We start from the raw sequence: 26,622 nt of genomic DNA, 5'->3' as shown, positions 1-26,622 counted from the left end.
TGTCTTCACAAACTAACAACACTTATCTCCTGCCATTCATACAGATCATCAAGTAATTGAAAAGAGGATTAATACAACGATCCAGCTCAATACGGTCATGCCTAAAAAGGTCTTTTTAACCTGTTTTCTTTGATCATTAGCGAAACGATTTATGTATCGACGAATTCCTAACCCTACCGTCCAAGCAACGATATTGATTAAGGCTAGAATCAACATAAATTTTACATTAGGAAATGAATCGCTTAATACACTCGCAATTAAACCATTCAATGCAAAATATAAAAACAAAATAAGTGCTATACCATAGCCACTTAAATACAAGATTCTATTATTTATCTTAGTCACCTTATCCCTCCTTATAAAAGCAAAACTATCTTTCTTTCCGTAAAAACATCCGCACGACTACAATTGTTCCTATAACTGAATAGACAATTCCCCAAATGGTAAGCTGCAAAAAAGCACCATCCAGTCGGATTATCGTACGATTTTTTGCGTCTTGCATTATAATCTCGGCGTCTATGCTGCCTTATTTTTCATATTTCCGTTCTATTGGGTTCATTCGCTTTGAAAGAACAGAACACGGATAAAAATTTACCGTCTCAGTCCTAGATATTATTTTTCTTTGTATTCCCTACTTTTACATTATATTACATACGAAACAAACATCTAAAAAGATTCAAATTACATCCAAATCAACTAATCTAGCATCATTAAATCAGGAAAATTAGATATTACATTTGTAGTTGAGCCTACAGATGGTGGTCACTGAATTCCATTAGGAAAGGACTTAATGACATATGAAATTTCTTATGGACAAGAGGTTAGAATTGATCAATCACACGCAACTAAATACGTATGAATACAAACAGAAGTATACAAAGTCGGAGGAATAGAATTGTTTTCGGGTACCATAATAATTTTAGTGTTATTCTGGAGCACTAGATTTTTCAATGTGGAGGGGGACATACTTTGAAAACCTTATTCAGCTTAATTTCCTCTCTATTTATTATTTATTTTAAAGTAACTTCCTTACTTAATAAAAAATCATTTGAGCCAAAAGCCTGGTTAAAAATTCCGGCTTTTGCGTAAAGTTAGGAGTATTCATTAAGTCATCTCTGGTCATGCATTGTAAAGAAAAGGTGAATACAGTATTTTCTCACCTTTCCCCTTTTATATACCCATTACTCTCAAAAAAGTACTTTTAAAGTTTAACTTTGGTGTTACTTGTAGAAGCAACTAGTTAAATGTCGACTGCATACATACGCATGAAATGATGTAAACTATTTCAAAACACACTGATTTTGTGCTTTATTAGATTGACTTTTCAATAGAAAGTTGGATAATTACACAATATAGGGTAAAAATTATTAAGAAAAGAAGGAGAGATATCATGTTTGATCAAGCTGCGTTTTTTATATTAGAAGCCTTGGTAGTTCTAACGGTTTTTGTTGTTGTAATTGGAATTCCTCTTGGGGATACACTGCTTAGAAAAAAATAAACTGCGTCCAATGGATGCAGTTTTTTTTATAACTTGTGTCTTACTTGGAAATTTTGGTGATTTTATAGATTTATAGATTGACGAAAGATAGTGGACCTTTTTAATTATTCTTCTCGCCACAATCGCTTCATTTGTACTTCATTATTCGAGGTACTTAATACAAACACATCAGGATTACTAAGTCTCTTCCAAGAGTCAAAACCAAAGCTGTGATCATAATGCTTTAACAGTAGAGATATTAAATTTCCATGGGTAACGATGACTGTATTTTTAGCTTCACATTGAAAGATTTCTTCTACAACACTTACAATGCGGTTCATAGCTTCTTTGCTCGATTCTCCTCCCTCAAATTTCAACTCCAAATTATCGAAAGTTTCTTTGAGTTTTTCAGGCCAGTCAGGTAAATCCAGCGTACTTAGCAGGCGTTCTGTTAAACGTTCATCCAACTCTATTTCTATATTTGTTCCCTTACTTAATGGTTCTACTGACTGAATTGCACGTAAGAAAGGACTTGATTTTATACGATCAATTTTAGTATTTAATAGAAAGTCAGATAAAGTCTCAGCCTGTGCAAATCCCTTTTCTGTTAAAGGCGATTCTGAAGGTTGCCCTTGTGCTTCACAATGTCTCACAATATAGATATGTTTTCCCATTGAAAGTTTCCCCCACACTTTTATTAACTGGCGTTAGTTAAAGCGAAAATAATGCACTTATCCCCATGTTCCGTTCAAGCTCTTTTATGGTTTAGACCTAACAATCTTATAAATCCCTTTCCGATCGCGGAGTTCGCATCCATTTTTCTCAAAGATTTTAATCATATAGGAATTGTTCACGTCGGTGCTGCCGACATAATAGTTGGCCAGGAATTTCTTGAGTAACATTAGACTGATTTTATGTATCTTTTCCCCTATTCCTTGCCCTCTTAGATGAGGGACTACGCCGAAATAAAATAATCTTCCTTCGTCTTCTGTTCTTATTTCAATATGAGGAATACTTATCCCAGTTAAAGCATCATCCTTCGTAAAATAATAACAGTGATCGCGCCACTCCGGTCCTAATTCATTTTTTAGTGAATTCATGACTTGATCCATTGGCTGCTTTGTATTCTTATTGGCAGACCCCAATCGGCATAAATCATATAATTTCCCGTATTCCGCATCATCCAGCAATCCTTCTGAAAGAGAATGCCAAACGATTTGATCATCTATTTCCGGTAAATTATCCAGCTTTCTTGTGTACTCGGCAATACTTGAAATCTTGCAAAACTTTTTTTGGAGCAGCCAGTTTTCAAATCGTTCATCCATCAGCAAAGATAAATAGCCAATCTCCAGATGGTCCCATTCCTCGAGGATTTGTAATAATTGTTGTAAGTATTCCTCTTTTGGAATACCATCTTTTTTGATTTGATCCACCAGCCAATATTCTTGCTGATTTTTGATGATAGTAAATAAGTTCAAGTTACTTCCCTCCTTTAATAGCCTAAGCATCTGCGCAATATGATTAAACATTTAATGACATTGCCTGATGCTCCCGTCTTTTACGGTTCCTCAACCATTCTGGGTACCGGTTAATCCTTTGTTGAAGATGCACAGTTCTTACTTCTGAATTGCGCCGTATAGCAAAATATCTCATAGACATTTTTATTTAAAGAAAATATGAGTAAGAACCTACAAAGAGCAGATACATCATAATTGAATGCAAAGTTAAGATGTATTCCTTTTTTCCCCTTTCATATCTCCATTCCATTAGGGAACGGAATAGATTCATTACAACGAAATAAGAAACACACAACAGTAATGCGTAATCAATTAAAAACCATAATGCTATGAGGAATATGACTATAAAACCTCTCTCAACCCATCTTTGTAGCTTATTAACGCTTTTAAAGCTAAAACCCTTACGATTTTCAATTCCAAATTTCTTTCTTAAATAATGATCAGACAGTATTCCTAATCCAAATATAACTATGGAAGAAATAATAAAAATCATCAAAAGTCCCGCCCCCGTTAGACATTCAAAATTCAAATTACAACAACTACATCTATTACATAAATTACCATAAATGATTAAAAAAGCACAATTCCTTGTACAAGAATTGCGCCATGTAATGGATTAACTAAAAAACAATTTTCAAAAATCAGTTGATTCAGCCACGTAATTCGTGTATAAACTCTAGCTGAACTGATTAAACATAAAAACACTTTCACATACTTTCTTCGTAACTATTTTATAAAGGAAGTGAACCTAGTGAATAAATCAAAATTTGCAATGCTGGATCAAGAGCAAATTCAAGAGCTAAAACAGCTTGAAGAGAAATTAGAAGTAACACTTCTCGCTTATGACCAATCGATTAATGAAAATAATCATTTACAAAATCAGAATGAAGATTCAATTGGCTAATCTGCTAAGAAAAAGTGTTTGGGTGCTAATGGTGCCCAGGCACTTTTTAAATACTTATAGGTTAATGACCCTAACCTAACTCGTTCTCAAATAACATTATAATTTTTCTGTTTTTGCTTTAATAATTTTTATCTTTTCGAGGTTTGCTACACATTCTGGCTCTTAAGCTAAATAAGACACAATTCCTTTTCAAGAATTGCGCCATTATATTGAATAAAAATTTCTTCTAATATTTTTTTCTTCAGTAATGGATATTTCAATAAAGGATTGTTAGATAAGTCCGTTACTTATTCGTTATCGAGTTGTTCCGCCAAACCGATTAAAAGTCCTTCGACTCCACGAATGTAGCAGAGCCGATACGAGTCCCCGTATTGAACCACTTCGCCAACAAGCTGAGCGCCATACTTTGTGAGTCTGACTACCATTTCGTCAATGTCTTTAACGGTGAACATGACGCGTAGATAACCGAGAGCGTTGACAGGTGCAGTCCGGTGATCTGCTATAGTAGGTGGGGTAAGAAATTTCGAAAGTTCAATACGACTGTGGCCATCTGGGGTAACCATCATAGCAATTTCTACGCACTGAGAACCCAGTCCGGTTACGCGGCCAGCCCATTCACCTTCGACAGTGGCTCGCCCTTCGAGGTTCAAGCCAATTTCCTCGAAGAAAGAGATTGCGTCATCAAGGGATTCTACAACGATGCCGACATTGTCCATTCTTACTAAGTTGTTTACTGCCATAGTTTTAGCTCCTTATGTGTAAAAATTTATTTTCTGATAATCTTCATAATTATTCTATTAAAAATTTACAAATTCCTTCCAAAGAGATATCTCCTTGTGACAGGATAAGAAAATGTGAAACTAGGTTTTCAGGTATGTCTTATAACAGCTTGTTAACGAACAACACTTCGTAAATCCTCTTATTTTGGACTATTCGCGAACCTTGGTTCGTGAAAACAAAGTCTCTGGTCCTGAGAACAAAGACTTTGTTTTAATATCGTTACGAAGAGAAAACGCTATTTTCCCTTCTCCTTCGTTTGTCACGATTGGAGCACCTGCTAAACAGGCTTTGAGCGTATTTATTTTCGTTTCTATATATAAATTGTTACGTAACTAGAACTGATATTAACTCAAAATCCCCATTAAAACTTCCTGTACAACCGCTAAGAAAATACTTTTTTATCTCTTCCTCAGTTTCAATTATTATTTTTTCACAATTATATTCCTCAATAAAATTCCCATCTACACTATGAAAAACATTCACTTGTTCTCCATCAAAGGTTAATGTCCTAACCCCTCTTTGCCCCTCTGTCCCATACTGAATAATATTTAATTTTGCTTCTTTTTGATTTTCTACCTTTTGAATAAATTTATCTAAACCCTCTAAATTCTGAATATCAATGTGACCATAAACTACTTCTTCAACCTGCTGTGAGTGGCCTATATTAACAAAATCATAGACTTCTTTAGCAGAGGTACTTGATAGCGTATAAATTTCGTGTGTATCTTTTATGTTCATTATCGCTCCAGACTCTTCTGTAACCCAGAGGAAAAATGATTCTTCATCTAGACTAAATTGAAATTGTGGATTTGTCATATTGACGATGCCTGGCTCTTTTTTCGAATCACTTAACGCCTCTTTAAATAATTCTATTTCTTCTGCCTTATTTAATTCCAATTCAATCAATTTAGCATTAGAGTATATTTCTTCATTTTGTCCAGTTGTTGGTTCGCTTATTTGACTTTTTGGTTCGATAGAACAGCCAACTAATAGAAAACTAATTACCGAAAGTATTATAGTTATCTTTCTCAAAATATCTCCCCCATTTATTTGGACATTAATTTTAGAAAAAAGTTTCAAAACACAATAAAAATGACATTGGGTTTGACACCCATAAAGTATTTAGGGCGTACATCCAATCCGAGCTTTTACATTAAGCATAAACTGGTTATATGTCTAATTTTATTAAGGAGTGAATCTTGACTTATGCAAAATTTAGAAGGAACACCTTTCTATGGCCAGAATATCCGGGGTCTTGATAATTGTATATTTCGTTTCACGTATATGTGGCTTCGCAACGGAGACAATTTCTGGTTCTATTTGACCGCTGTTGGGCATGAAAGAGCTTATGGCTACAGGTTTTTCGGTGGAAGATGGAATGAATATTCGATTGCTTTAAGAAACATTGACGCCTACCACTGTTCTCCTCCGACTCCAACTCTATATTAGATTACTGCTCCTGACCTTAGTAAGCTTATCGTTCCGTCTTACTTTAGAACCGGCCGGACTTTTATAATTAGAAATTATTCTTTGAATCTAATCCTGTTAACACCAGATATCCGCCATCTGCCATGTATAAACGTTAATCATCTCGATTAACGTTTTAAATACTGAAAATATAATGAATGCTATAACGAACATAAGTTACCTCCCCACAACATCAACTTTAAAATTGCTTTTACTTTCCTGAACATACGGGCCCTATAACGAAGAAATAACATACATGATTCCAGAAGCTGGTCGACCTTCCTTCACTTCTACTATAAAAAAATAGTAGTACAAACCAAGACCTTGGTTTGTACTACTAATGTTAGTATGTTTTGTTTCTTGTTATTGTCAGATTTAACCATCCAAATATTATCGTAAGGATAGGACTTAGTAAGCAAAAGAAAGCAAAAGGTAAATAGTCGATCACGGAAACGCCAAGCATCGAGGTAATAAATAAACCACACACACTCCAAGGGACAAGCGGATTAACGACCGTACCCGCATCTTCCATTACCCGGCTTAAATTTTTCGGATGTAAGCCTAGTTCTCTATACTTTTCCTTAAAGGCTTCCCCTGTTAATAAGATTGATAAATACTGTTCTCCAACTACTATATTAATACCAATTGCAGTAAGAGCCGTTCCTGTAATCAATGCACCAACTGACTTTAATGCATTTTCGATTTTGCTAAGCAATGTTTGAATAATACCTAAAGCAAACAATAATCCACCCATGCTGAGGCTAAGCACCACTAACATAATTGTAAAGAACATGCTACTGATACCACCACGAGTTAAGAGTGAATCAATTACTTCAACACCTGTTTCAGAAACATATCCACTATATAAAATTGCACAGTACTCACTAAGTGATAAAGATGTATGAAATATTGATAAGAAAAGTGCCACAAGGGAACTAACAATAAGTGTTAAAAATGCCGGCACTTTTTTGAATGTGCAAACAATCAAGACCAGCAGTGGCACAATCGAATACCAATGTACAAAATTTAAAGCCTGTAAACTAGCCTGATAGGACGCAATAGTCGTGTTATTTACTTCTGCACCTGAAGGGGATAAAACAGCATATAGGACACCGCTAATTAAAAACGCAGGAATCGTTGTCCAACTCATATTTTTAATATGTGCAAATAAGTCAATATTGACCATACTCGCAGCTAAATTTGTTGTATCTGACAATGGCGACATTTTATCGCCAAAAAACGCTCCCGATACGATAGCGCCAGCCGTCAAGACAAGCGATGCATCAATGGCTCCTGCAATACTTACAAAAGCAACCCCAATCGTCGCTACAGTCGTCAATGAACTACCAATTGCAGTACCGATAATTGCTGTAATGATAAATACAATTGCATAAAAGAAACTAGCCGATACAAGGGAAAATCCTATATATAAAAGCGTTGGTATCGTACCGCTTACAATCCAGCTACTAATTAAGATACCTATTAAAAAGAAGATGTAAATAGCTCCTATTCCTGTAATGACTCCAGATCTCATACTTTCTTCCAACACTTTAAATGGCACACGTTTTAGCAAACCGTAAAAAATGAGAAGAATAATAGATAAAAGAATAGGGATATGTGGTACAGTACCAAGCTTGCCTATTGCAATAGAAATTAAAGAAATAACGATGATTACAATGAATACTGCTTCGAATAACGACGATTTTGTTTTTGCCTCAATAGAAAACATTTTGCTTACTCCTAGATGATATAATTTCGCGCTTTAAACTTCAACGCTTCAACGCAATGAAGTTATATATCATTCTAGCACGTATTTGCTAAATGTCAATATTGGGAGAGATTTTAAGAAATGAAAATAGTCAAAGAACTAAAATAGATGCTGATTATCGATTCTACTTTACCTATGCAACTCATAATAGATAATTATGCTATCAATATATCAGGGTGAAAAATTATCTGATTGGGAATCTCAAATCATTGTTATTAAACCAATCATAGATGGCATCTTTTCTTCGTGGTTTAGGAGAAGTTGTGCTATATTCATATTGTCAGGAGTGAGTTGATGAAAAAGTTTTTAACAATTACCGCAATAATTCTTGTTTTACTCGGAGCAGCTGGCTATGCTGTGTGGCATTTTGGGACAAATATCGCTTCCGAAAAAATTATCGAAAAAGTGGAATCTACTTTAGATGACGAAAAGCAAGAAGAAGTAAAATCCTATATCGCGAACGATTCAAAGGTTCAAGAAATGGTAAGCGAAGCAGCAACTACAGATCCGGATACGCTTCCCTTCCAAACTAAGGAAGAAGCGACACGTGTGTTAATAAAAAAAGTAGGCGTTAATCGTTTACTTGATATTCAGGAACAAGCGCAAAATGGTTCAATTAGTAAGGATGAAATATTATCCGAAATTGAAGGTAAACTGTCTGAAGAGGAAATTTCTGCTTTGAAATATGTTTTATATAAGGAATTGTATAAATAAACCGAGTTATTTATAAGTTAGCCTCACAATGTGTCGAGTGGATCTGGTAACATATTGTTACTGGTGGTTTAAATTATATAGGCTCGATTCCTATTTTAGTGGAATCGAGTCATTTTTCTTATCTTCTACGGTTGCTTATTTTTGTGACAAACACGTAAATTGCCTTTTCTTTATCATAGTTGTGGCCTGGGTTACAAAACATGTTGCAGCTAATAAATAACAGGGAAGTATTAGCGCTTTCGGGGCATCACTAAGATTGGAATAATACCCTATGGTAGCAATTACAAGCCCAACGATTGAAAGTAAATATTTTTTCAATTGCTTTGCCTCCTTATATTTGTTGTATAAAGCGATTACATCCAATATTAAAAATTATATCATGACAACAGTTCTTAGAAAAATTTATCAAAAGGCTTTATTCAAGAAAATGGCATTTAACTAAATAACGCACAATGTCGTTTTTAAGAAAAGCGCCCTATTGTTAAATATTGTATTTAAGAAACTCCCCCATTACTTTAAGAAGCACTGAAAGTTAAATGCTCACTAAAACTGAATAAAGAAATAACAAAGCCAAAATAATTAGGATAACATATTTAGAAAAGTCTATAAGCCTTTCACTTTCAAATGTTTTATTCAATAAGTAAAAAAAACCTATTATCCATATACCGTTTTGAAAAAAAGTTGATATTATATTTCTAAACATATTAAAAATAAAAAATAAGTCCACTATAATTCCCTCCATATGTCAAATTAAATTTTACCAAAAAGAAAACAAACACTTGTAAAATTTAGACTTACAACCAAATATTACCATAAATCCTCCTGGTTTTTTAAAAAATTTTATTCGATTAAATGGAAAAGGATGCATTCCTTAATTAAAGAAATACACCCTATTGTTCTTTGTTACTTTTTATTGTTCCAACGAAGCATAAGTTCAAAGCGATCCTGTTACTTATTACAGAATCGCTACCCTACTATTTTGTAAATTAAGGAAAAATTAGTTATCCTTTTTTTAAAATATTCTAATCAATAATTGTCCTATTAAGAAAACAATTGCTGTAATTATTTTCCACTATATCTCTACCCTATAATTTCTGGTTTCAAGCGTAATCTTGAACTGAGCAGGAAATGTCTTCATTTTCATTGACACACCCTCCATCCTTAGAGAGATGAGCACAAGGACATGTTTTGCACCGCTTGTTGCTTTCTGCAAGCTGATAAGAGAAACAGCATGTTTTTCTCATTCTGACCTCTTCTCCCAAATGTTCTATACTTGTCTTCTTACCATAAAATCTTTGCAGCGGATTTCCCTTAAATTCGGAAAACAAAGATCCATCCGCTTCAAAAATTAAGTAGTTAAAGTCATCAAAAGCTTGTTTATTATTACTGTTTAATTCTGTTTCATATAGCCAGAATATGTATATAGCAATGTTTTCCCATAAAATTAATTTAGAAATGCCGAATGTTTTTTCGAACTTGGTGAAGATAGGATAGATATTTTGGGAAAAAAGATTTCTAATGACGTCTTGTCGCCATTCGGCACGTTCTTGAATGTTCATATCCCATTCCTCGACCGTTAAATCCTTCAGTTCAACGGACGGCAACCATTTCTTTCCTAGCTCTGGCGCTTCCATGTCTATCATATCTAGATTGACATTCACTTTTTTATTCCAGGAAGTCATTGCATAGAGCGCGATAACGGCTACAAATGCATATCTTTTGATAAAAATGGAAGCAGCCACTTTTTCTGAAGGGGCGCCGATTACCTTTGTGAGCTTCGCTATAAATTCTTGTAAAAAATCATCATTTTTTAATTCTTCAACTCTAAAAATAGGCGTGAATTCTGTTTTCAATCTATATTTTTGCAGTATCTGTATTTCTTTTTTCGTCAAAGAACTAACCATGAGTAGCTTCTGCCTTTTTTAAAATACATCGACCTCTGCCGTAAGGAATGCACAATGGCGTGCCAAACAAAGGATCCATTGTCACTTCACAGTCCATATCAAAGACATTTTTTACAAGACTGCAATTAATGACGTGCTCAGGCTTTCCTTGTGCAAAAACGTTCTTATCCTTGATTGCTACAATATTATGTGCGTAACGGCAGGCTAGGTTTAGATCGTGAAGGACCATTACCACAGTCCGCTGTTCCTTTTCGTTTAATTCAAAAAGCAAATCGAGGATCTCAATCTGGTGAGTCATGTCTAGATAAGTGGTCGGCTCATCTAATAAGATAATATCAGTATCTTGAGCCAAGGTCATGGCTATCCAGGCGCGCTGCCGCTGACCACCAGAAAGAGAATCAACCGTTCTTTCTTTTAACTCCTCAAGACCTGTCGCCTTCAAAGCATCGTTTACCCTTTTCTCATCCTCCTCTGACCATTGACGGAGCCATGATTGATGAGGATAGCGTCCTTGTTTTACGAGCTGCAAGACCGTTAATCCTTCCGGTGCAGACGGTGATTGAGGAAGAATTGCCATTTTTTGAGAAATTTCCTTAGAAGAAAGCTTAGCGATTGCTTTGCCATCAAGAATAACCGAGCCGGACTTTGGCTTCAGCAGACGGGCTATGGAACGAAGAAGCGTCGATTTACCACAGCCATTTGCTCCGATAAATACCGTAATCTCACCCTTTGAAATTTTTAAATCTAACTCATCTATTATGAGGGTCTCCCCATAGGTAATCGATAAGTTTTTCGTCTCAATCGCACTTGTCATCTTCGCTAAACTCCTTTACTAATTTCTTAAATCCAAATAATATGGATTTGCTCTCCAAATAGTTCACTTTCAATGGACTCTCTGCCCCCTAATCCCACTACAGTCTGCGCACCTCATATATCCACCCATGTAGAGGGTGAATCAACACTCAACATTTGTTTAAGCATTTCTTGTTTTAAAAAGTAGATAGATAAAGTAGGGAGCTCCTATTCCTGCAGTGAATACACCCGCAGGCACCTCCAGAGGTGAAAATAAGGTACGGCCGATTAAGTCTGCAAGCATCACGAGAATGCCTCCGATTAACGCGGAAGTCGGTAGCAGTGCTCCGAACGATGAACCTACTAACCTTCTTGCCATATGCGGCGCCATCAGCCCGACAAAACCTATCGCGCCGGCAAATGCGACGGAAATTCCGATTAACGCCGTGCTTAACATTAATAAAAGAAAACGATGTTTTTGAACTTTGTCTCCAAGTCCTGTTGCTACCTCATCGCCTAACTCCTGGATATTGAGCATCCTTACTGAAACAATCGCTATAATAAAGAATACAATCGCCCATGGGACAAGGATTGCTACGTTATTCCAGTTGGATCCGTAGACTGTTCCCGTGATCCAAATATTCGCTTGACTTGCCTGATAAACAGGTCCTGTGACCATTAATAAGGTCGTTAAAGCCTGCATCAGTGCGGAAATTCCTATTCCGATTAGCACGAGGCGAATCGGGGAAACTCCATTTTTCCAGGCAAGAAAATAAACTAAGAAACCAATTACACCAGCACCGATAAACGCCACTAACGGTAGCCAGGCGATACTGACGGTTAATGAATGATTTTGGTCACTGAAAATGGACAAGAAACTCACAACGGCAACAGCAGCACCCCCGGTGATTCCCAGTACATCCGGGGAGGCTAGCGGATTGCGAATCATCCCCTGTAAAATTCCCCCAGCAACCGCGAGCGAGATGCCGACCACTAAAGCAACGATTATCCTCGGCAAACGAAACGAAGTGATCACAAGCTGCTCCGTTTCCGGACCTGCACCAAAGAGAACTTTGATCACCGTCAGCGGATTAATCTTCATTTCTCCTAAACCAGCACTAATAACAAAAACTGCAAATGTTATGATGGCTAAAACCGTAATAATACTTATAGCCTTCCGGTCAACTAATACTGACAGTTTGCCGTTAAGGAGCCGGATATTTTTGTATTTACTCATCGAGCATTGAACCCCCTTCTAGCTATGTAGATAAAGAATGGAGTTCCAATGATGGCTGTCATAACCCCGACAGGTATTTCTGACGGCATTAATATATATCGTGCGGCAATATCTGCGGCTAGTAATAAAATTGCACCTAATACACCCGCCATTGGAATCACCCATCGATGGTCAATTCCAATAATGGATCTCGTTAAATGTGGAACTACAATCCCAACAAAACCAATTGGCCCTGCAACAGCGACAGAAGCACCGGCTAACAAAATAACAAGTAACCCAGTAGCAATTTTTACAAAGCCAGTATTTAAACCTAATCCTTTTGCAATGTCTTCTCCCATTGCAAAAATATTCATTTTTCCAGATATTAAAATCGAGCCAACTAAGCCAATCCCCATATAAGGAAGAACAGAAACTAGCGTCTCTAATTTTCTACCTGATACGGAACCTGCCAGCCAAAACAACACCTGATCAAGGAGTGCTTCATCAAGAACGAGCAGCCCTTGGGTAAAAGAAGCAAACATCGCAGAAATTGCTGAGCCGGCCAAAGTCAGCTTCATTGGTGTCAGTCCCTCTCGACCGAAGGAACCAATGACATACACGCTAATAGCCGCAACAGCTGCACCTAAGAATGCAAGGATATTAAACCCCTGCATATTATTGACAGAGAATAAGGTCATTGCCGCGACAACAGCGAAGCCAGCTCCGGCATTAATACCAAAAATCCCGGGAGATGCCAGTGGATTTTTCGTTAACGTTTGCATTAGAACCCCGGCAATCGCAAGGCATGCTCCTACCATTGCTGCTATTAAGGCTCTCGGTATTCTTACTGTTTGTATAATTATATGTTCATTTGAGCCATTATAATGGCTGAAAGATTCGATGGCTGTACGCCAACTTGTATCTGTATAGCCGAAGATTATACTGGCAATCACTAACCACAACATCAAAAGGATGGCAGCAAACAATCCCAGCAATTTAAAAAATGTACTTTTTAACATCGTTTGGAACCCTTCCGTTATTCTTTAGTAGAGCAAGAACTCCGATTGAAACACATCAATTGAAAATAATTATCAATAAGTTTGAGAATCGTTTTCAATTGTATCATATTTTGTTATGGAAATAAGTATTGATTTTAATGTAATTTTTACAAAAATGTATTGACACAGTAATACTGCTCAATTATGATAAATTTGCAATTGAAAATGATTATCATTAACAATATTTAAGGGGGATACATAATAAATGAAAGCATTTAAATTATTCTTAACTCTACTCTCCGTAATGGCTGTATTTTTATTAGCAGCATGCGGCGGTGGTACAGAAGAAGAAACTGCTGAGAAAACGGAAGACAATGGGTATGAAATTGAGCATGCAATGGGCTCTACTACCATTAAAAGCACACCTAAAAAGGTAGTCATTCTTACTAACGAAGGTACAGAAGCATTACTAGCTTTAGGAATAAAGCCAGTTGGTGCAGTTCAATCTTGGCTTGGAGATCCTTGGTACGAGCATATCAGCAAGGATATGGATGGCGTAGAAGTGGTTGGAACAGAGGGTGAAGTCAATGTAGAGAAGATTGCCACATTGAAACCGGATTTAATTATCGGTAACAAGTTGCGTCATGAAAAGGTATACGATCAGCTGAGTGCAATTGCACCTACTGTTTTCTCTGAAACATTACGAGGCGACTGGAAAGAAAACTTTACGTTATATGCGAAGGCGTTAAATCTTGAAGAAAAAGGGAACGAAGTATTAAATAATTATGATAAACATGTTACTGAAGTAAAAGAAATGCTTGGTGACAAAGTGAACAAAGAAGTTTCAGTTGTCCGCTTTATGGCTGGAAAATCTCGTATCTATTATACTGATTCCTTCTCCGGTGTAATTTTCGAAGAATTAGGCTTTAAACGTGCTGCCCAACAAGCAGAGCTTTTCACACCAGACAATAAGCTGGGTAACTTGGCTATAGAGGTTGGCAAAGAAGTAACGCCGAAAATGGATGGAGATTACCTATTCTACTTTACCTATGCACCACAGGGTGATCAGGCAGCATTAGATACTGCCAATGAATGGACGAGTGATCCGCTTTGGCAAAATCTAAATGCCGTAAAGAGCGGGAATGCATTTGAAGTAAGCGACGCTATTTGGAATACTGCCGGTGGTGTACTTGCTGCAAATTTGATGTTGGATGATTTAGGAAAATTGTTAACTCAGTAATACTATCTTTGAAAAAATTTCTCAGTATTATTGGAAAAAGCGAGGCTACCATGACCTCGCCTTTTCTATTTTTCGGAAAGTATAAATACCAGGCTACTACGAATTAATCCTCAAAATTAATGTTCCAAATTGATTATTTCCCCAACCACATTAACATAAATATCCATTTTGTTTTGAAATTCTTGCTCTATTAAATTGCCCTTTTCATGAATATTACAGAAACGCTCCTGATTGTGGAATAAGCTACGCAGCAAAGTATACAATATTTTCAGCTTGTTTTTATCTTCTTTGAGTTTCAATGGGATATATTGTGACAATATTATCTTATCCTTGAGTAAACTTTCATCAAAAGATAGTATATAGTTTGGGATATAGTTAGGAAGGAGACAACATGGATAAGCGTATTTATTTTTTAATGATCCTATCCTTTATAATAGGTCTGGTTGAACTGATCATTAGCGGAATTTTAGATTTGATTGCAGAGGATTTACATGTAAGCATCGGTCAAGCAGGTTTACTGATCACCGTTTTTGCTGTCATTTTTGCAGTTACATCACCAATTTTACTTGTCATGACAGCTAAAATAGAAAGAAAAAGACTAACATTAGTTTGCTTGTACATCTTTTTAATTGGTTGTATCGTAACAGTAGTTGCACCTACTTTTTCTATTTTGTTTATAGGAAGAATTATTTTAGCATTAAGTGGAGCGCTATTAATCATATTGTGTTTAGTTATGGCTCCTAGCTTAGTAGGAGAACAGTATAAAGGTAGGGCCATTGGGATCGTCTCTGTGGGTGTAAGTGCTTCGTTAGTTTTAGGGGTACCGCTCGGGCTGATCATCGGAGATAGTTTTGGATGGAGAGCACCATTCGTATTTATAACTATTTTAACAGCATTATCAATTATTGGCGTTCATGTATTAATGGGAAAAATACAACCAAAACCTCAAATTCCGTTGAGGAAGCAGCTTGCAGCATTTAAAAATCACAAAATCACATTAGGTCTAACAACGACATTCCTCTATATGACAGGCCATACGATTATGTATGCCTATTTTAAGCCTTATTTAGAAGCAGCCACTGATCTTAATACTACTTGGATTAGTGTCATCTATTTCATTTTCGGTTTTTCTGCAGTAGTCGGTGGAGGTCTTGGTGGTGTAATGGCAGATTTATTGGGTTCGAGAAAAACAATGATTATTGCCCTTGTCGTTTTCAGTGCTTTATTCTTTATATTTCCATATTCAACCGATTCCTTTCCAGTATTTCTCATCCTCCTTATCATTTGGGGAATTCTCAGTTGGGCGATATCACCCGCTATGCAATCTTATTTAATTGAAATAGCGCCTGAATCATCGGAAATTCAGCAAAGCTTGAATAATTCAGCTCTTCATTTAGGTGTTGCTGTTGGTTCAGTGATTGGTGCTGGAATTGTAGATACACTTTCAGTCGATGTAAATCCATTTGCAGGTGGCATATTCATCATCTTATCATTCATTACTGTCGTCATTTCTATTAGCAGTAAGAAAAAGACTTCTTATACAACCAAGAGCGCAATTTGAGATATGAAGTGACCCAAAAAAGTTAGACATACTATTTTAAGGTAAGCTGCTATGAAGGATTGTTTTCGGTATAGTACCGGACTCAATCCTTTTCATTTTCCTTTAAGATTCGATTCTTAGCTTTTTTGGGTTGTCCTTCTTCAACTTTGTTTCCCCCTTTTCCTTCAATCCAGAAATCAAGCATTTCAGTAGTAGTTAAATTGAGTGATTTAGCTATTGAAGTAAGGCTTAAATCACCGTTTTCAAAACGAGTAATCGCATGTATTTTCTGTTCAAGAGTAATTCCTGCCATAAAAAAGGCACCTCCAGATGTTAGAGTCGTGTTTAACATTTGGGGGCCAGATCAATTTTTCTGGTTGACCTTTTTGTTTTAGGTCTTATTATAACGGTAGTCGGGGTAGAACGTAGCGCCCGTGGGACTCGATCTCGTCCGCAAAACTGTTCACCCCCTACTTGTATAAGCATGTTTCAAGCTGGTTGGGGCAAAGATCCCGTTTAACAAGCGAACCTATGATATTACAAGCAGCTTTAGGGGTTACCGACTAATTTAGTAGTTTCTTAGAGGAGGAGATTTCATTATGAATCCAGTCGTTGGTCTGGATGTTTCAAAAGGAGAAAGTCAGGTACAGGCCTTTTTGGATAAAGGTCAGCCCTATCGTAAGAGCTTTAGTATTAAACATACTCTTGATGGTTTAGGAAGTTTATTAGAATTTCTAAAGGATATTGAGAAATTGGCTGATGGTAAGCAACCTTCGGTTATTTTAGAATCTACAGGCCAGTACCATATTCCTGTCATTCAATTTTTGGAGGAGCAACAATATGTCTATATTATTGTTAACCCACTTATCTCTCATCGCGCCAGAAGTACAAATTTAAGAAAGGTAAAGACAGATGCGATTGACGCCTATCGTCTATGTGAATTGTATTATAAGGAAGAGTTAGAACCATACAAAAAAAGAGGCATTCAACTCTTAAATCTACGTAATCTCACGAGACAACAAGAAACGATATCAAGCACAGCTGCACAAACGAAATTACAGCTACAATCGATTTTAGATCAGGTATTTCCTGAATATAGAGGTGTCTTTGGGAATCTCTATTCAAAAATCTCGTTACAGATTCTATCACTCTTTCCAACTTCAGAAGAGGTTCTAAGCGTCAGTGAATCTGATCTAGCTGATAAAATCGCAGAATTATGTACAACCCGTTCGGAAAAATGGGCAAAAGAAAAAGCTCATCAATTGAGAGAGGCAGCATTACGTAATCCGTTTCAAAACAACTTGTACCAGAGCCATATCTTTAACCTAAAAATGTTTATCAACATCGTTCTTCAATATCAAGAGCATCTATCAAAGTTAGCAGCCGAAATAGATGCCCTCGCTAAAGAAATTGAAGAATATGAGATTATCCAGTCTATCCCTGGTATTGGAGAAAAGATTGCAGCAACAATCATCTCTGAAATTGGAGAGATAGTACGGTTTAATCATCCTAAAAAGCTAGTGGCATTCGCCGGGATAGATCCTAGCGTTTACTCATCTGGTAGGTTTACAGCTTCCATAAATCGCATAACCAAAAGAGGGTCAAGCAGACTAAGGCAAGCGTTGTTTATGGCTGTACAATGCGGTATAAGGGATGCACGTAAGCAAAAAACAAGCGATGAAATTATCCCTAGAAATAAGCGATTAAGAGAGTTCTACGATAAAAAACGAGAAGAAGGAAAACCTTTTAGAGTAGCCATAATTGCTTGTGCAAATAAGCTCTTACATTGGATTTATGCCCTACTAAAATGGAAAATGCCCTTCCAAAATACGGCTTAAAAAGCATATCTAAGAATATAAAACAAAACCTTCCAATCTTTAAAGGAAGGCTTATTTGATGTACCCTTTTTTAGTATATCATGTAGGTTTTATATTTTTTATTGAAAATCTTGACAACTATTAGCTGGTTTTGTTGAATATAGCTATTAAAATAGATACTTGCTGGAATAGCTATTCAAAGACTTCATAATCTCCATTATCCTTTTTAGCTAAGACTATTTCAGTAATACCTACTGCTGAATAAATTTCGACTCCTTCTCCTAAATAATTTGAAGTGAGTTCAACAGTAGGTCGTGTTTCTATAGGGATTTTTTCTTTAATTGTCCCAATAAATTCTCCAACTACCAAATTTGATTCATCAGCTGTTACTCCAACAGATTGTAATTCCATACCATTAACAAATAGCAATGCCTTATATGATCCTTGTGAGCTGGTTTCTACTTTTATAGCATTATTACTACTATTAGATGATGTTGAACAACCAGTTATTAAAAATAAACCAAATAACACCACAGTAACTTTTAGTATTTTCATTACAATCCCCTTACCTTTCAGTCGGTTCTAATTCATAAAACTCTTGATAATTAGTCGATTAAAACATAAAAAAGTTACAATAAGATTTAAAGCAATCTGCTCCGTTAAATAAATGTAATCCTCCCAATATGGCCATTTTGTGGAATAATAAATTCATTTGAATAGCTCTAAACACCTTCCAAACATTGATGTTATTGCATTGTTGATTTTATAGACCATTTATAAACAGTGTCTCCAAAGGAGCGAATATCTTTGAGATAGTCGTATCCTTCTGGTGAACCATATCGGTTGAACATTCTTACTGCTACTACGTTTTCCTCTGGAATGACGAGCAGAGCCACATTTGTATAGCCGAGTAATTGATAGGAGCCTTTAGGAACTGTATCCCCTATTTGATTAAAGTTATGGTTTGTGTCTTTAACAAACCATAAAAAACCGTTCTTATGAATAGGAAGTTTTGGGTTGGGCGTCTGAATGGATGTTGCCATTTGAATGATTTCTCTAGGAATAAGTTGTTTTCCTCCCCATTTTCCTTCTGTTAAATGAATGTAACCCCATAAAGCAAGCTCTTGTGCAGACACATACATATTCATTCCTGAACCATCTACTACATCTGTCTCAGTCCAAATGATGTCATCTGCATCTCTTAAAGTGTTTGCAATTTTTAAATGAGGCTGACTCATCTTAATCCATTCTGTTGATTGGAAGCCAACTGGCTCAAAGACTTGCTCATTTACAATATCGGCAACAGATCGTCCCGTTGTTTTTTTGATAATAGTTGTCAACAAATCAATACTGGGACCTCTATATGCCCATGATTCACCGGGTTTATATTCACTTATCAATTTACCATTTTCTATTTTTAATCCATGGGTGTGAGTTAATAAATGACGAATGGTTACACCTTCGTATGCTGACAAATGAGAGTCTTCAACAAACTGTCGAATCGAATCATCAATGGAAAAGTAGCCATTGTATATAGCGTAAGCAGCAGCAAAACCTATATAAGCTTTTCTTACAGAGGCAATGTGGAATTGAGTGTCTGATTTCACATCTCTAGCATGTATATCATTCGACTGTTTACCAAAATAAGATTCTGTTACGACTTTGTCGTTTTGAATAATATATAAAGCGCCTCCGCTGGAACCCATCTTTTCTGCACTTTCTTTTACATGAGTATGTACTCCTTCAAACGTGTTTGTGTAATCTTTTTCTAAAATCAATTTATTCACTCTCCTATAAAATCGAGTAGGAGACTAACCATTATTTGGCTAGTCGACATCTCACGCCACCGTACGTACGGTTCCGTATACGGCGGTTCAACCTTTTAAGTATCGTTGCTCATAAAGTAAGGAGATGTCTTTTAGTTTCCACTTTATGAGCCTATCTTTTGTTATAGCTCGTTGGAGGATTTCACTTCGTGATATTCTCCAATATCCCTTACGGGAGTTTGCTAATTTCATTGCGTCATCATGGTTAGTTCCATATTTACGAAGCATCTTATATTTAGTCTTTGGTTTCTTCCATCTCTTCCATATGAGTTGTCTTAATCGATGGTTTAACCATTTCTGAGTTTCAAAAATGAATTTCTTCATTCTTGAGATCCCGTAGTAATTAATCCATCCAGTTGTGATTTGATTAATTTTCTTTACTATTTCTTCAAAAGTTCCACTCATTTTCCGGCTTGTATTCTTCTTTAACTTGTCTTTGAATCGTTGCTTGGCCGACTTACTTGGTCGGCATCCGACTTTCCCATTAAATTTTGAATATTAAAGCCGAGGAATGTTGCTGATGTTGCACCACAAACCTTACTTTTCTTTTGGTTAATTGTTAAATGTAGGTCATCCTCGATGTATTTCTTGATACTTTCCATTACCCGCTCCCCAGCTCGAACACTTTTCACATAGATGACGAAATCATCCGCATATCTAATAAAACGATGTTCTCTCTTTTCTAATTCTCTATCTAGTTTATTTAAATAGACATTTGCTAAAATAGGAGACAAAGGTCCACCTTGCGGAGCACCATCTTTCGTTTCGATATAGATATCTCGGTCAAGAATACCTGAACGAAGGAATTTCCATATTAATTTTAAAACAATTTTATCTGATATGAATTCTTCTAAATACGCTCTTAACCTTTGATGATGTATTGTGTCGAAGTAACTTTTCAAATCACAGTCTACTACAACTCGATAACCTTCTTCGTAATATTGTTGTGCTGATTTAATAGCTTGGTGGGCGTTTCTGCCTTTCCGAAATCCAAAACTATATTCTGAAAAGTGTGGGTCTATAATCGGTTCAATTACTTGAAGAATAGCTTGTTGAACGACTCTATCTAAAACGCAAGGTATTCCTAGATATCGTTTAGAACCGTCCGGTTTTGGTATGGCAACTCTTTTGACTGGTTGAGGTTGGTAAGTTCCATCTTTTAGCTTCCTTTTAAGAGGTTCGTAGTATTTCTTCATGTGTGACTTTAATTGTACTACTGTAATTCCATCAACCCCTGATGCACCATTATTTGCTTTTACTTTCTTGTATGCTCTCCAGAGATTGTTATTTGCAATGACTTTATCGATTAAATTGATACCATCCTGTTCTTTCATATCCATATTGATATTCCTACGCACTCCTATTTACCCTTTAGTTTCCAACTTATCTCTTAACAGGTAGCCATCTTTCGGACTTTACCACGATGTTTTCTGCGATTATACGGAATATCTATACCTCCTTGTTTTCCAAGATTTAAGATTGTTCAGTCCTTCATTTCCGAAAGGAAACTACTATGACGTCTGCTGACTTCTCATAATTCATCAAGTTATCACTAAATTGATTGTTAATTGAATAACCCTCATGAGACCTCCCCGGGTAAGAGTAATAACCTTCTTCTCATGTAACTGCTATATTTACTGTACGGGATTTGGGCAGTATTGGACTTCGTTTTGTAATGCAAACTCGTCCGTCCCGATTCAGCCTTGTATATAGTTTCTGTTCGTCAGTTCAAGAATTTGCGTCCGGCTTCCTTCAGATTCCGCGTCACCACGGACACCCTTGCCATTCGCTAACAGTTCCTACTGCCAAGCCTGTAGTGGACTTTCACCACCAAGTTATTACCCATGCCGGGCGCACATTAAAAAATGCCCCCAATATAATTGGAGGCACTGTGCAACATTACTGTTTTTAACCATTAAGGACACCAACACAAGTTATTTCACTTACGTAACCTGTATAACTATTGTAATCATAGTATATTTTAAAAATATTAGCAATAATCAGTTTTTTTAATTTTGAACATCATTTACATCCTAGTCTATTTCTTTCAGTTAACCTTAACCGGCCCTGTTCGTCTAAATGTAATCCTTCACCTCGACTACATTACATAAATAATTTGTTTTATCTTGCTCCACAATCTAGCCCAATTCATGAAGAAAGAACCTCTCCTTATTTAAGGAATGCGCCCGATTGTTGAATAAAGGGCCTTGCTTAAGTTGAAAAACAAGGTTATATATTATTAATACGAAATATAGTAAAGGAGTAAATTCTTGTTATGGACAAAAATATTTTCTTAAACAGTTTCTTCACAGTCTTCTTTATATCCATAACTTATAGGATAATGAGTAGTCTATCATTAACAAATAAATGGATACTTAATCAAGTTATCAATGTACTTGTTAGCCTCTTAGTATTCTTTATCCTTACACGTATCTGGAGTTATTTTAAAAAGAAAAATAAAAAAAGGAAAAACTTCAAAAGAATTAAATCAACTAAAGGGAGATATTCTAAATAATCGCCTTTTTAAGGATTAAAAAAGTATACAAAATAAAATTAAGTAACGTTCCCAAATAAAAATTTGGGGACACATTAAAAAGGTACGCATTATAGGAATGCGCCCGATTGTTGAATAACATTTAATTAGTAATCTTTGTTTAGACACTACTTTATTTTTCTAATACTGTCTCTGCTGGCGTAAATGCTTCCCATTGATTATATTTCGTAGTGATTGATGAAATAAACCAATATTCTCTAAATGGTTCTAGATTCTTTTCCACGATTATAACCTTCTGCCAGCTACCAAAATGTGCATATGATGTCTCTAAATCGTATTTAACGGTATACTTCATTTTGGATTCGCTAAGCTTTTCTACTTTTGTAATACGTAAGTTGCTAACCCAAGGACTTGACTGACCAGTTACCCAATGAGTTTGCTCAAATTTTTCCCTTGATTGTTTTTGGAGCGAAGGAGACAACATCGCATATTGAACAGAACCACTTCGATTATTTACCCCTAATATCCACAATTCAACGGCTTGTCTCGGTTCCACTACGTGTAAACCATTCAAAAAAGACATTAACTGACTTTCTATAGGAGTGAGTTGTTTCGGTGCTGCTATTACAGGATCGTTACAAAGTAGCATTAGTGAAAATAATAGTATTATTAATCGCAATAAATTCACCTCAAAAATTAAACTTCTTAGAGGTATTATTCTACTGATATTAATATTAATTCCTTACCAACCGATTTAGCATTGAAAAAATATCATAAAACAAAAATTACTGCTCCAGTTCTTTCCTTTTTCAAGAATAAAGACGCATTTCTTATTAAAGAAGGTACTGCACCCGATTGTTGAAGATGTTTATATAACTATAAGCTTCGTTAGCTTAAGAACTTATTAATATCAGATATTACACCTTTTAATATTTCAATCGATTGTATCGGGTCTTCTTCAAGATCTAAACTGTGATTTCCACCCTCAACCACTTTTAATGTAAGGTTTTGATTGTTTTTCAATTTTTCAAAACGCTCGACTATATAACAGCTATCTCTATCACCAATAACACAAAGTCCTTTATTATTACCGTTAACCATTGTATTAAATACATCATCATTTTGTAGTAATGGAGTCAACCATATTATTTTTGCATTTCTCAGCTTTAAATTATCTATCAAATACCTTATAGTTTTTGTTCCTATTGATTTAGCAACTACATAATAATTATTATATTTTTTCCCCTTGATTGCGGAGTCTATTGAAAGAAGTACATCACTTGCGAAATCTCTTTCATTTAAAATAGATATTTCTTTTCTAGTAAAGGTATAGTTAATGTGTAATACATCAAAACCTTTAGTGTAAAATAGTCCAGTTGTATAGTGTAATAACGGAGCTTTAGTTGTGTAACCAGCGCCAGGTAATACAATAGCTAAGTTATTTGTTTCCTTTTTTTGTTCAAACAAACTAATAGGGTAACTTTTAGGTTCAATAATTTCTTTATTTACCATTTTCTCACTCCCTAGTTTTTAACATTGAATTCATTCGCTAATTGACAATGAATATTTCAAGAAAACTGCCTATCACTTTAAGTGCATTTCTTCACGATTTACACTTAATATTAACATAATTATCCAGTTCGAATATAAATCTTTCCTATTAAATGGTCCGATTGCTGAAAAAAGCACAATTCCTTTTTCAAGAATTGCGCCCGATCGTATTATAAGGTCAGCCAGAAAAAATTTCTGGTTGACCATTTTTTATATCGATATATGATAACGGTAGCCGGGGTAGAACGTTCGCGCCCGTGGGGCTAGACCCCGTCCGCAAAACAGTTCGCCCCCTACTTGTAGAAACATGTTTGAGGCTGGTTGGGACAATGATCTCGTATAACAAGCGAAGCTATGACACTACAAAGAGGATTTAGGGGTTACCGGCAATTATCATTTTGAAGGAGGAATTATAATGAATCCAGTCATTGGTCTGGATGTAGCAAAAGGTGAAAGTCAGGTTCAAGCATACTTGGAAAGAAAGAAGCCCTACAAGAAAAGTTTCAAAGTAAAACATGATCTTGATGGGTTAGCTAGTTTATTAGATTTTATTAAAGAAGTAGAAGATATTTCAGGAGAACGCCCCCTCTTGTTATGGAATCAACGGGTCATTATCACACACCAGTTGTTCAATATTTTGAGGACAAAGGCTATTTAATCATTATCGTAAATCCTCTCATTTCTTATAAAGCAAAAAGTTCTAGTTTGCGAAAGGTAAAAACAGATATCATTGATGCCAATCACCTCTGCGAGCTGTATTATAAGGAGGATTTAGAGCCTTATAAAAAGCGTGGTATCCAACTTACGAACTTACGTCATCTTACGAGACAGCACGATAATATTACAGGCATGTTTGTACAAACAAAACTACAATTTCAGGCAGTTTTAGATCAAGTTTTTCCTGGATATAGTAATGTTTTTGGAGACTTATATTCGGATGTTTCTTTAAAAATACTACATACATTTCCTACTTCAGAGGATATATTGAAAGCCAATACTGAAGTATTAACAACGAGAATAAAAGAATTTTGTAATTCTCGTTCTTTACAATGGGCAGACAAACAGGCTGAAAAGCTAATGACTGCAGCAGCTCAAAATCCTTTTCAGAAGGCTTTATATTCTAGTCTTGCCCTAAGCTTAGAAATGTATATTAATATGCTCTTTGAATATAAAAAACATCTATCTATGCTAGAAAATGAGATAGATGCTTTAGCAAAAAGTATTGAAGAATCTAAGATTATCCGAACAATTCCCGGTATTGGCGAAAAAATCGCTGCAACGATTATTTCTGAAATTGGGGAAATTGAAAAGTTTAATCATCCTAAGAAACTAGTCGCTTTTGCCGGTCTTGATCCAAGTGTCTTTGAATCTGGTACCTTCAAAGGTACCTACAATCGAATAACCAAAAGAGGCTCGAGCAGACTACGGCAAGCTTTGTATATGGCTGTTAAATGTGCTATTCGTGACTGTCGTAAACAGAAAACAACGGATGAAATCCTTCCTCGTAATAAGAAATTACGGGCGTTTTATGATAAAAAACGAGAAGAAGGAAAACCATTTAGAGTAGCTGTAATAGCTTGTGCAAACAAACTCTTACATTGGATTTATGCACTATTAAAAAACAAAGCTTCTTTCCAAGACTTAGCTTAATTTAACAGTTTAACCAAGTGATCCTGAACTTTCCAAATCTAATTTGGACGGTTATTTGGTATGCACAAATTTAGTATATCATGATATTTTTATTATTTTTAATGAAAATTATTGACAACTATTAGCTGGTTTTGTTGAAGATCGTTATTAAACTAAAGCCTCTGTTAGCACAATAACAATCTACCTACTTATTTTAAGACCTTCCAATCTTTATAAATTTTAGCATCAATACCTAAACTATTGGTTCTTAACCATTCAAAGGCTTTTAGAACGAGTGGTGAAGCATTATCCATAGAAACGTCTTTCTCCGATACCCATAAGGCCCCAAGTGAATCTTGTCCATCGACCTGTTCAGGAACGCTTAATTCTCCACCTATTTTTTTTACAGAATAGTAAACTGCAATATGGTGTACATCCGTAAAATCTCTCCACATCCAAGGGAGTATGAAATCGATGACACCTATATTTTCTTCAATCTCGATTTCAAGACCTGTTTCTTCAGTAAACTCTCTTTTCATTGCCTTAGATAAAGTTTCACCCTCTTCTAAGCTGCCCCCAGGGAGGTCATATCGGTTTATATAAGGACCACCATTTTTATTTATCACCAATAGTTTGTCGTCTTCCACACAAATTCCATATACACCAAAAGCCCTGTGATTTTTTTTCAGACACAAATAACTCCCCCATTTTTTTGAAAGCTTATTCAAGTAAACTGCCCCGTTAACTTTAGAGTATTTCTTCATAATCACCTTTATATTTTAACATAATTATCCATTTTATTATTGAGATTTTGTTATTGTTATTCAAGAAAATGGCCCGATTATTGAAGATTGACTTATTTATATTAACTTACTTTTAACGTTTCATTGTGAATACTATTGGGTTTAAAAAGGAATAGTACTGTTTTGTCAACACTTTCGAAAACCTTGTAATAGGACTTCGATAGCACCTTCTTTAGAAAAGGAAA

24 protein-coding genes and 1 pseudogene are annotated in these 26,622 nt (G+C 35.7%); 6 read left to right on the top strand and 19 right to left on the bottom strand.

Translation table 11 applies throughout. The features are described from left to right. Positions 1-48 precede the first annotated feature (48 nt). The 4 genes from C1N55_RS02515 to C1N55_RS20965 form a co-directional block, all read right to left on the bottom strand. Positions 49-345, bottom strand: a complete 297-nt coding sequence (locus C1N55_RS02515) for a hypothetical protein (protein WP_137727336.1) — start codon at positions 343-345, stop codon at positions 49-51. A gap of 1,257 nt (positions 346-1,602) precedes the next feature. Further along, positions 1,603-2,151 (bottom strand): histidine phosphatase family protein, encoded by a 549-nt coding sequence (locus C1N55_RS02510; protein WP_137727335.1) that lies wholly within the window; start codon positions 2,149-2,151, stop codon positions 1,603-1,605. 84 nt (positions 2,152-2,235) lie between these two features. After that, positions 2,236-2,955, bottom strand: coding sequence for a GNAT family N-acetyltransferase (locus tag C1N55_RS02505; RefSeq protein WP_137727334.1), 720 nt, complete (start codon positions 2,953-2,955; stop codon positions 2,236-2,238). A 187-nt stretch (positions 2,956-3,142) separates the two neighbouring features. Continuing rightward, a complete protein-coding gene (locus C1N55_RS20965) occupies positions 3,143-3,487 on the bottom strand; it encodes a DUF4181 domain-containing protein (protein ID WP_370452610.1) in 345 nt (114 codons plus the stop codon). A gap of 258 nt (positions 3,488-3,745) precedes the next feature. On the opposite strand from C1N55_RS20965, the gene C1N55_RS02495 reads away from it, so the two are divergent. Beyond that, positions 3,746-3,898, top strand: coding sequence for a uroporphyrinogen-III decarboxylase (locus tag C1N55_RS02495; RefSeq protein WP_137727332.1), 153 nt, complete (start codon positions 3,746-3,748; stop codon positions 3,896-3,898). A 287-nt stretch (positions 3,899-4,185) separates the two neighbouring features. Here the strand turns inward: C1N55_RS02495 and C1N55_RS02490 are convergent, their stop codons facing one another. The 3 genes from C1N55_RS02490 to nhaC all read right to left on the bottom strand — a co-directional run bounded on the left by C1N55_RS02490 (position 4,186) and on the right by nhaC (position 7,874). Beyond that, positions 4,186-4,638, bottom strand: coding sequence for a VOC family protein (locus tag C1N55_RS02490; RefSeq protein ID WP_137727331.1), 453 nt, complete (start codon positions 4,636-4,638; stop codon positions 4,186-4,188). Between the two features lie 364 nt (positions 4,639-5,002). Next, a complete protein-coding gene (locus tag C1N55_RS02485; RefSeq protein ID WP_168193784.1) occupies positions 5,003-5,710 on the bottom strand; it encodes a YhfM domain-containing protein in 708 nt (235 codons plus the stop codon). A gap of 778 nt (positions 5,711-6,488) precedes the next feature. Continuing rightward, complete coding sequence (gene nhaC / locus C1N55_RS02475; RefSeq protein WP_137727328.1) at positions 6,489-7,874, bottom strand: Na+/H+ antiporter NhaC; 1,386 nt, start codon at positions 7,872-7,874, stop codon at positions 6,489-6,491. Positions 7,875-8,207: 333 nt separating this feature from the next. Between nhaC and C1N55_RS02470 the strand changes: the two genes are divergently transcribed. Then, entirely contained in the window at positions 8,208-8,627 is a 420-nt protein-coding gene (locus C1N55_RS02470) for a hypothetical protein (RefSeq protein ID WP_137727327.1), read from the top strand. A gap of 1,100 nt (positions 8,628-9,727) precedes the next feature. Here C1N55_RS02470 and C1N55_RS02460 read toward each other — a convergent pair. From C1N55_RS02460 to C1N55_RS02445, 4 genes are all read right to left on the bottom strand, one after another. Beyond that, on the bottom strand, positions 9,728-10,519 hold the full coding sequence (locus tag C1N55_RS02460; RefSeq protein ID WP_168193783.1) for an IucA/IucC family C-terminal-domain containing protein: 792 nt from the start codon (positions 10,517-10,519) through the stop codon (positions 9,728-9,730). A 4-nt stretch (positions 10,520-10,523) separates the two neighbouring features. Beyond that, positions 10,524-11,345 carry an ABC transporter ATP-binding protein gene (locus tag C1N55_RS02455; protein WP_137727324.1) on the bottom strand — a complete coding sequence of 274 codons (822 nt, stop codon included), beginning with the start codon at positions 11,343-11,345 and terminating at the stop codon, positions 10,524-10,526. A gap of 159 nt (positions 11,346-11,504) precedes the next feature. Beyond that, on the bottom strand, positions 11,505-12,560 hold the full coding sequence (locus C1N55_RS02450; protein WP_137727323.1) for a FecCD family ABC transporter permease: 1,056 nt from the start codon (positions 12,558-12,560) through the stop codon (positions 11,505-11,507). Then, on the bottom strand, positions 12,557-13,558 hold the full coding sequence (locus tag C1N55_RS02445) for a FecCD family ABC transporter permease (protein ID WP_137727322.1): 1,002 nt from the start codon (positions 13,556-13,558) through the stop codon (positions 12,557-12,559). The genes C1N55_RS02450 and C1N55_RS02445 overlap by 4 nt, the downstream gene beginning before the upstream one ends. Before the next feature lie 244 nt (positions 13,559-13,802). Here C1N55_RS02445 and C1N55_RS02440 point away from each other — a divergent pair, with 244 nt between their 5' ends. Continuing rightward, positions 13,803-14,777, top strand: a complete 975-nt coding sequence (locus C1N55_RS02440) for an ABC transporter substrate-binding protein (RefSeq protein WP_137727321.1) — start codon at positions 13,803-13,805, stop codon at positions 14,775-14,777. A 391-nt stretch (positions 14,778-15,168) separates the two neighbouring features. Continuing rightward, positions 15,169-16,338: an MFS transporter gene (locus C1N55_RS02435; protein ID WP_137727320.1), complete on the top strand. Its 1,170-nt coding sequence runs from the start codon at positions 15,169-15,171 to the stop codon at positions 16,336-16,338. Between the two features lie 82 nt (positions 16,339-16,420). Here the strand turns inward: C1N55_RS02435 and C1N55_RS02430 are convergent, their stop codons facing one another. After that, positions 16,421-16,630, bottom strand: a complete 210-nt coding sequence (locus tag C1N55_RS02430; protein WP_168193782.1) for a hypothetical protein — start codon at positions 16,628-16,630, stop codon at positions 16,421-16,423. A 286-nt stretch (positions 16,631-16,916) separates the two neighbouring features. Here C1N55_RS02430 and C1N55_RS02425 point away from each other — a divergent pair, with 286 nt between their 5' ends. After that, entirely contained in the window at positions 16,917-18,155 is a 1,239-nt protein-coding gene (locus tag C1N55_RS02425) for an IS110 family RNA-guided transposase (protein ID WP_137727318.1), read from the top strand. 171 nt (positions 18,156-18,326) lie between these two features. Here the strand turns inward: C1N55_RS02425 and C1N55_RS02420 are convergent, their stop codons facing one another. From C1N55_RS02420 to C1N55_RS02395, 6 genes are all read right to left on the bottom strand, one after another. Next, positions 18,327-18,689, bottom strand: a complete 363-nt coding sequence (locus C1N55_RS02420) for a hypothetical protein (protein ID WP_137727317.1) — start codon at positions 18,687-18,689, stop codon at positions 18,327-18,329. A 191-nt stretch (positions 18,690-18,880) separates the two neighbouring features. Further along, positions 18,881-19,912 (bottom strand): serine hydrolase domain-containing protein, encoded by a 1,032-nt coding sequence (locus tag C1N55_RS02415; RefSeq protein WP_240758363.1) that lies wholly within the window; start codon positions 19,910-19,912, stop codon positions 18,881-18,883. 96 nt (positions 19,913-20,008) lie between these two features. After that, positions 20,009-20,365 carry a group II intron maturase-specific domain-containing protein gene (locus C1N55_RS20720; RefSeq protein WP_137727147.1) on the bottom strand — a complete coding sequence of 119 codons (357 nt, stop codon included), beginning with the start codon at positions 20,363-20,365 and terminating at the stop codon, positions 20,009-20,011. A gap of 20 nt (positions 20,366-20,385) precedes the next feature. Further along, on the bottom strand, positions 20,386-21,300 hold the full coding sequence (gene ltrA / locus C1N55_RS02405) for a group II intron reverse transcriptase/maturase (RefSeq protein ID WP_240758362.1): 915 nt from the start codon (positions 21,298-21,300) through the stop codon (positions 20,386-20,388). Positions 21,301-22,626: 1,326 nt separating this feature from the next. Next, positions 22,627-23,142 (bottom strand): hypothetical protein, encoded by a 516-nt coding sequence (locus tag C1N55_RS02400; protein WP_240758361.1) that lies wholly within the window; start codon positions 23,140-23,142, stop codon positions 22,627-22,629. A 200-nt stretch (positions 23,143-23,342) separates the two neighbouring features. Continuing rightward, the gene (locus tag C1N55_RS02395) at positions 23,343-23,966 is read right to left on the bottom strand and encodes an alpha/beta hydrolase (RefSeq protein WP_137727316.1); all 624 of its coding nucleotides are present in this window, start codon (positions 23,964-23,966) and stop codon (positions 23,343-23,345) included. 454 nt (positions 23,967-24,420) lie between these two features. Between C1N55_RS02395 and C1N55_RS02390 the strand changes: the two are divergent. Beyond that, positions 24,421-25,655 (top strand): annotated as a pseudogene (locus C1N55_RS02390) (IS110 family transposase). Between the two features lie 188 nt (positions 25,656-25,843). Here C1N55_RS02390 and C1N55_RS02385 read toward each other — a convergent pair. Beyond that, a complete protein-coding gene (locus tag C1N55_RS02385; protein WP_240758451.1) occupies positions 25,844-26,323 on the bottom strand; it encodes an NUDIX hydrolase in 480 nt (159 codons plus the stop codon). Positions 26,324-26,622: the final 299 nt, after the last annotated feature.

This window comes from Lysinibacillus sp. SGAir0095 (genome assembly GCF_005491425.1).
Classification (GTDB): Bacteria; Bacillota; Bacilli; order Bacillales_A; family Planococcaceae; genus Ureibacillus.
This window is presented reverse-complemented; position numbering and strand designations above follow the sequence as displayed.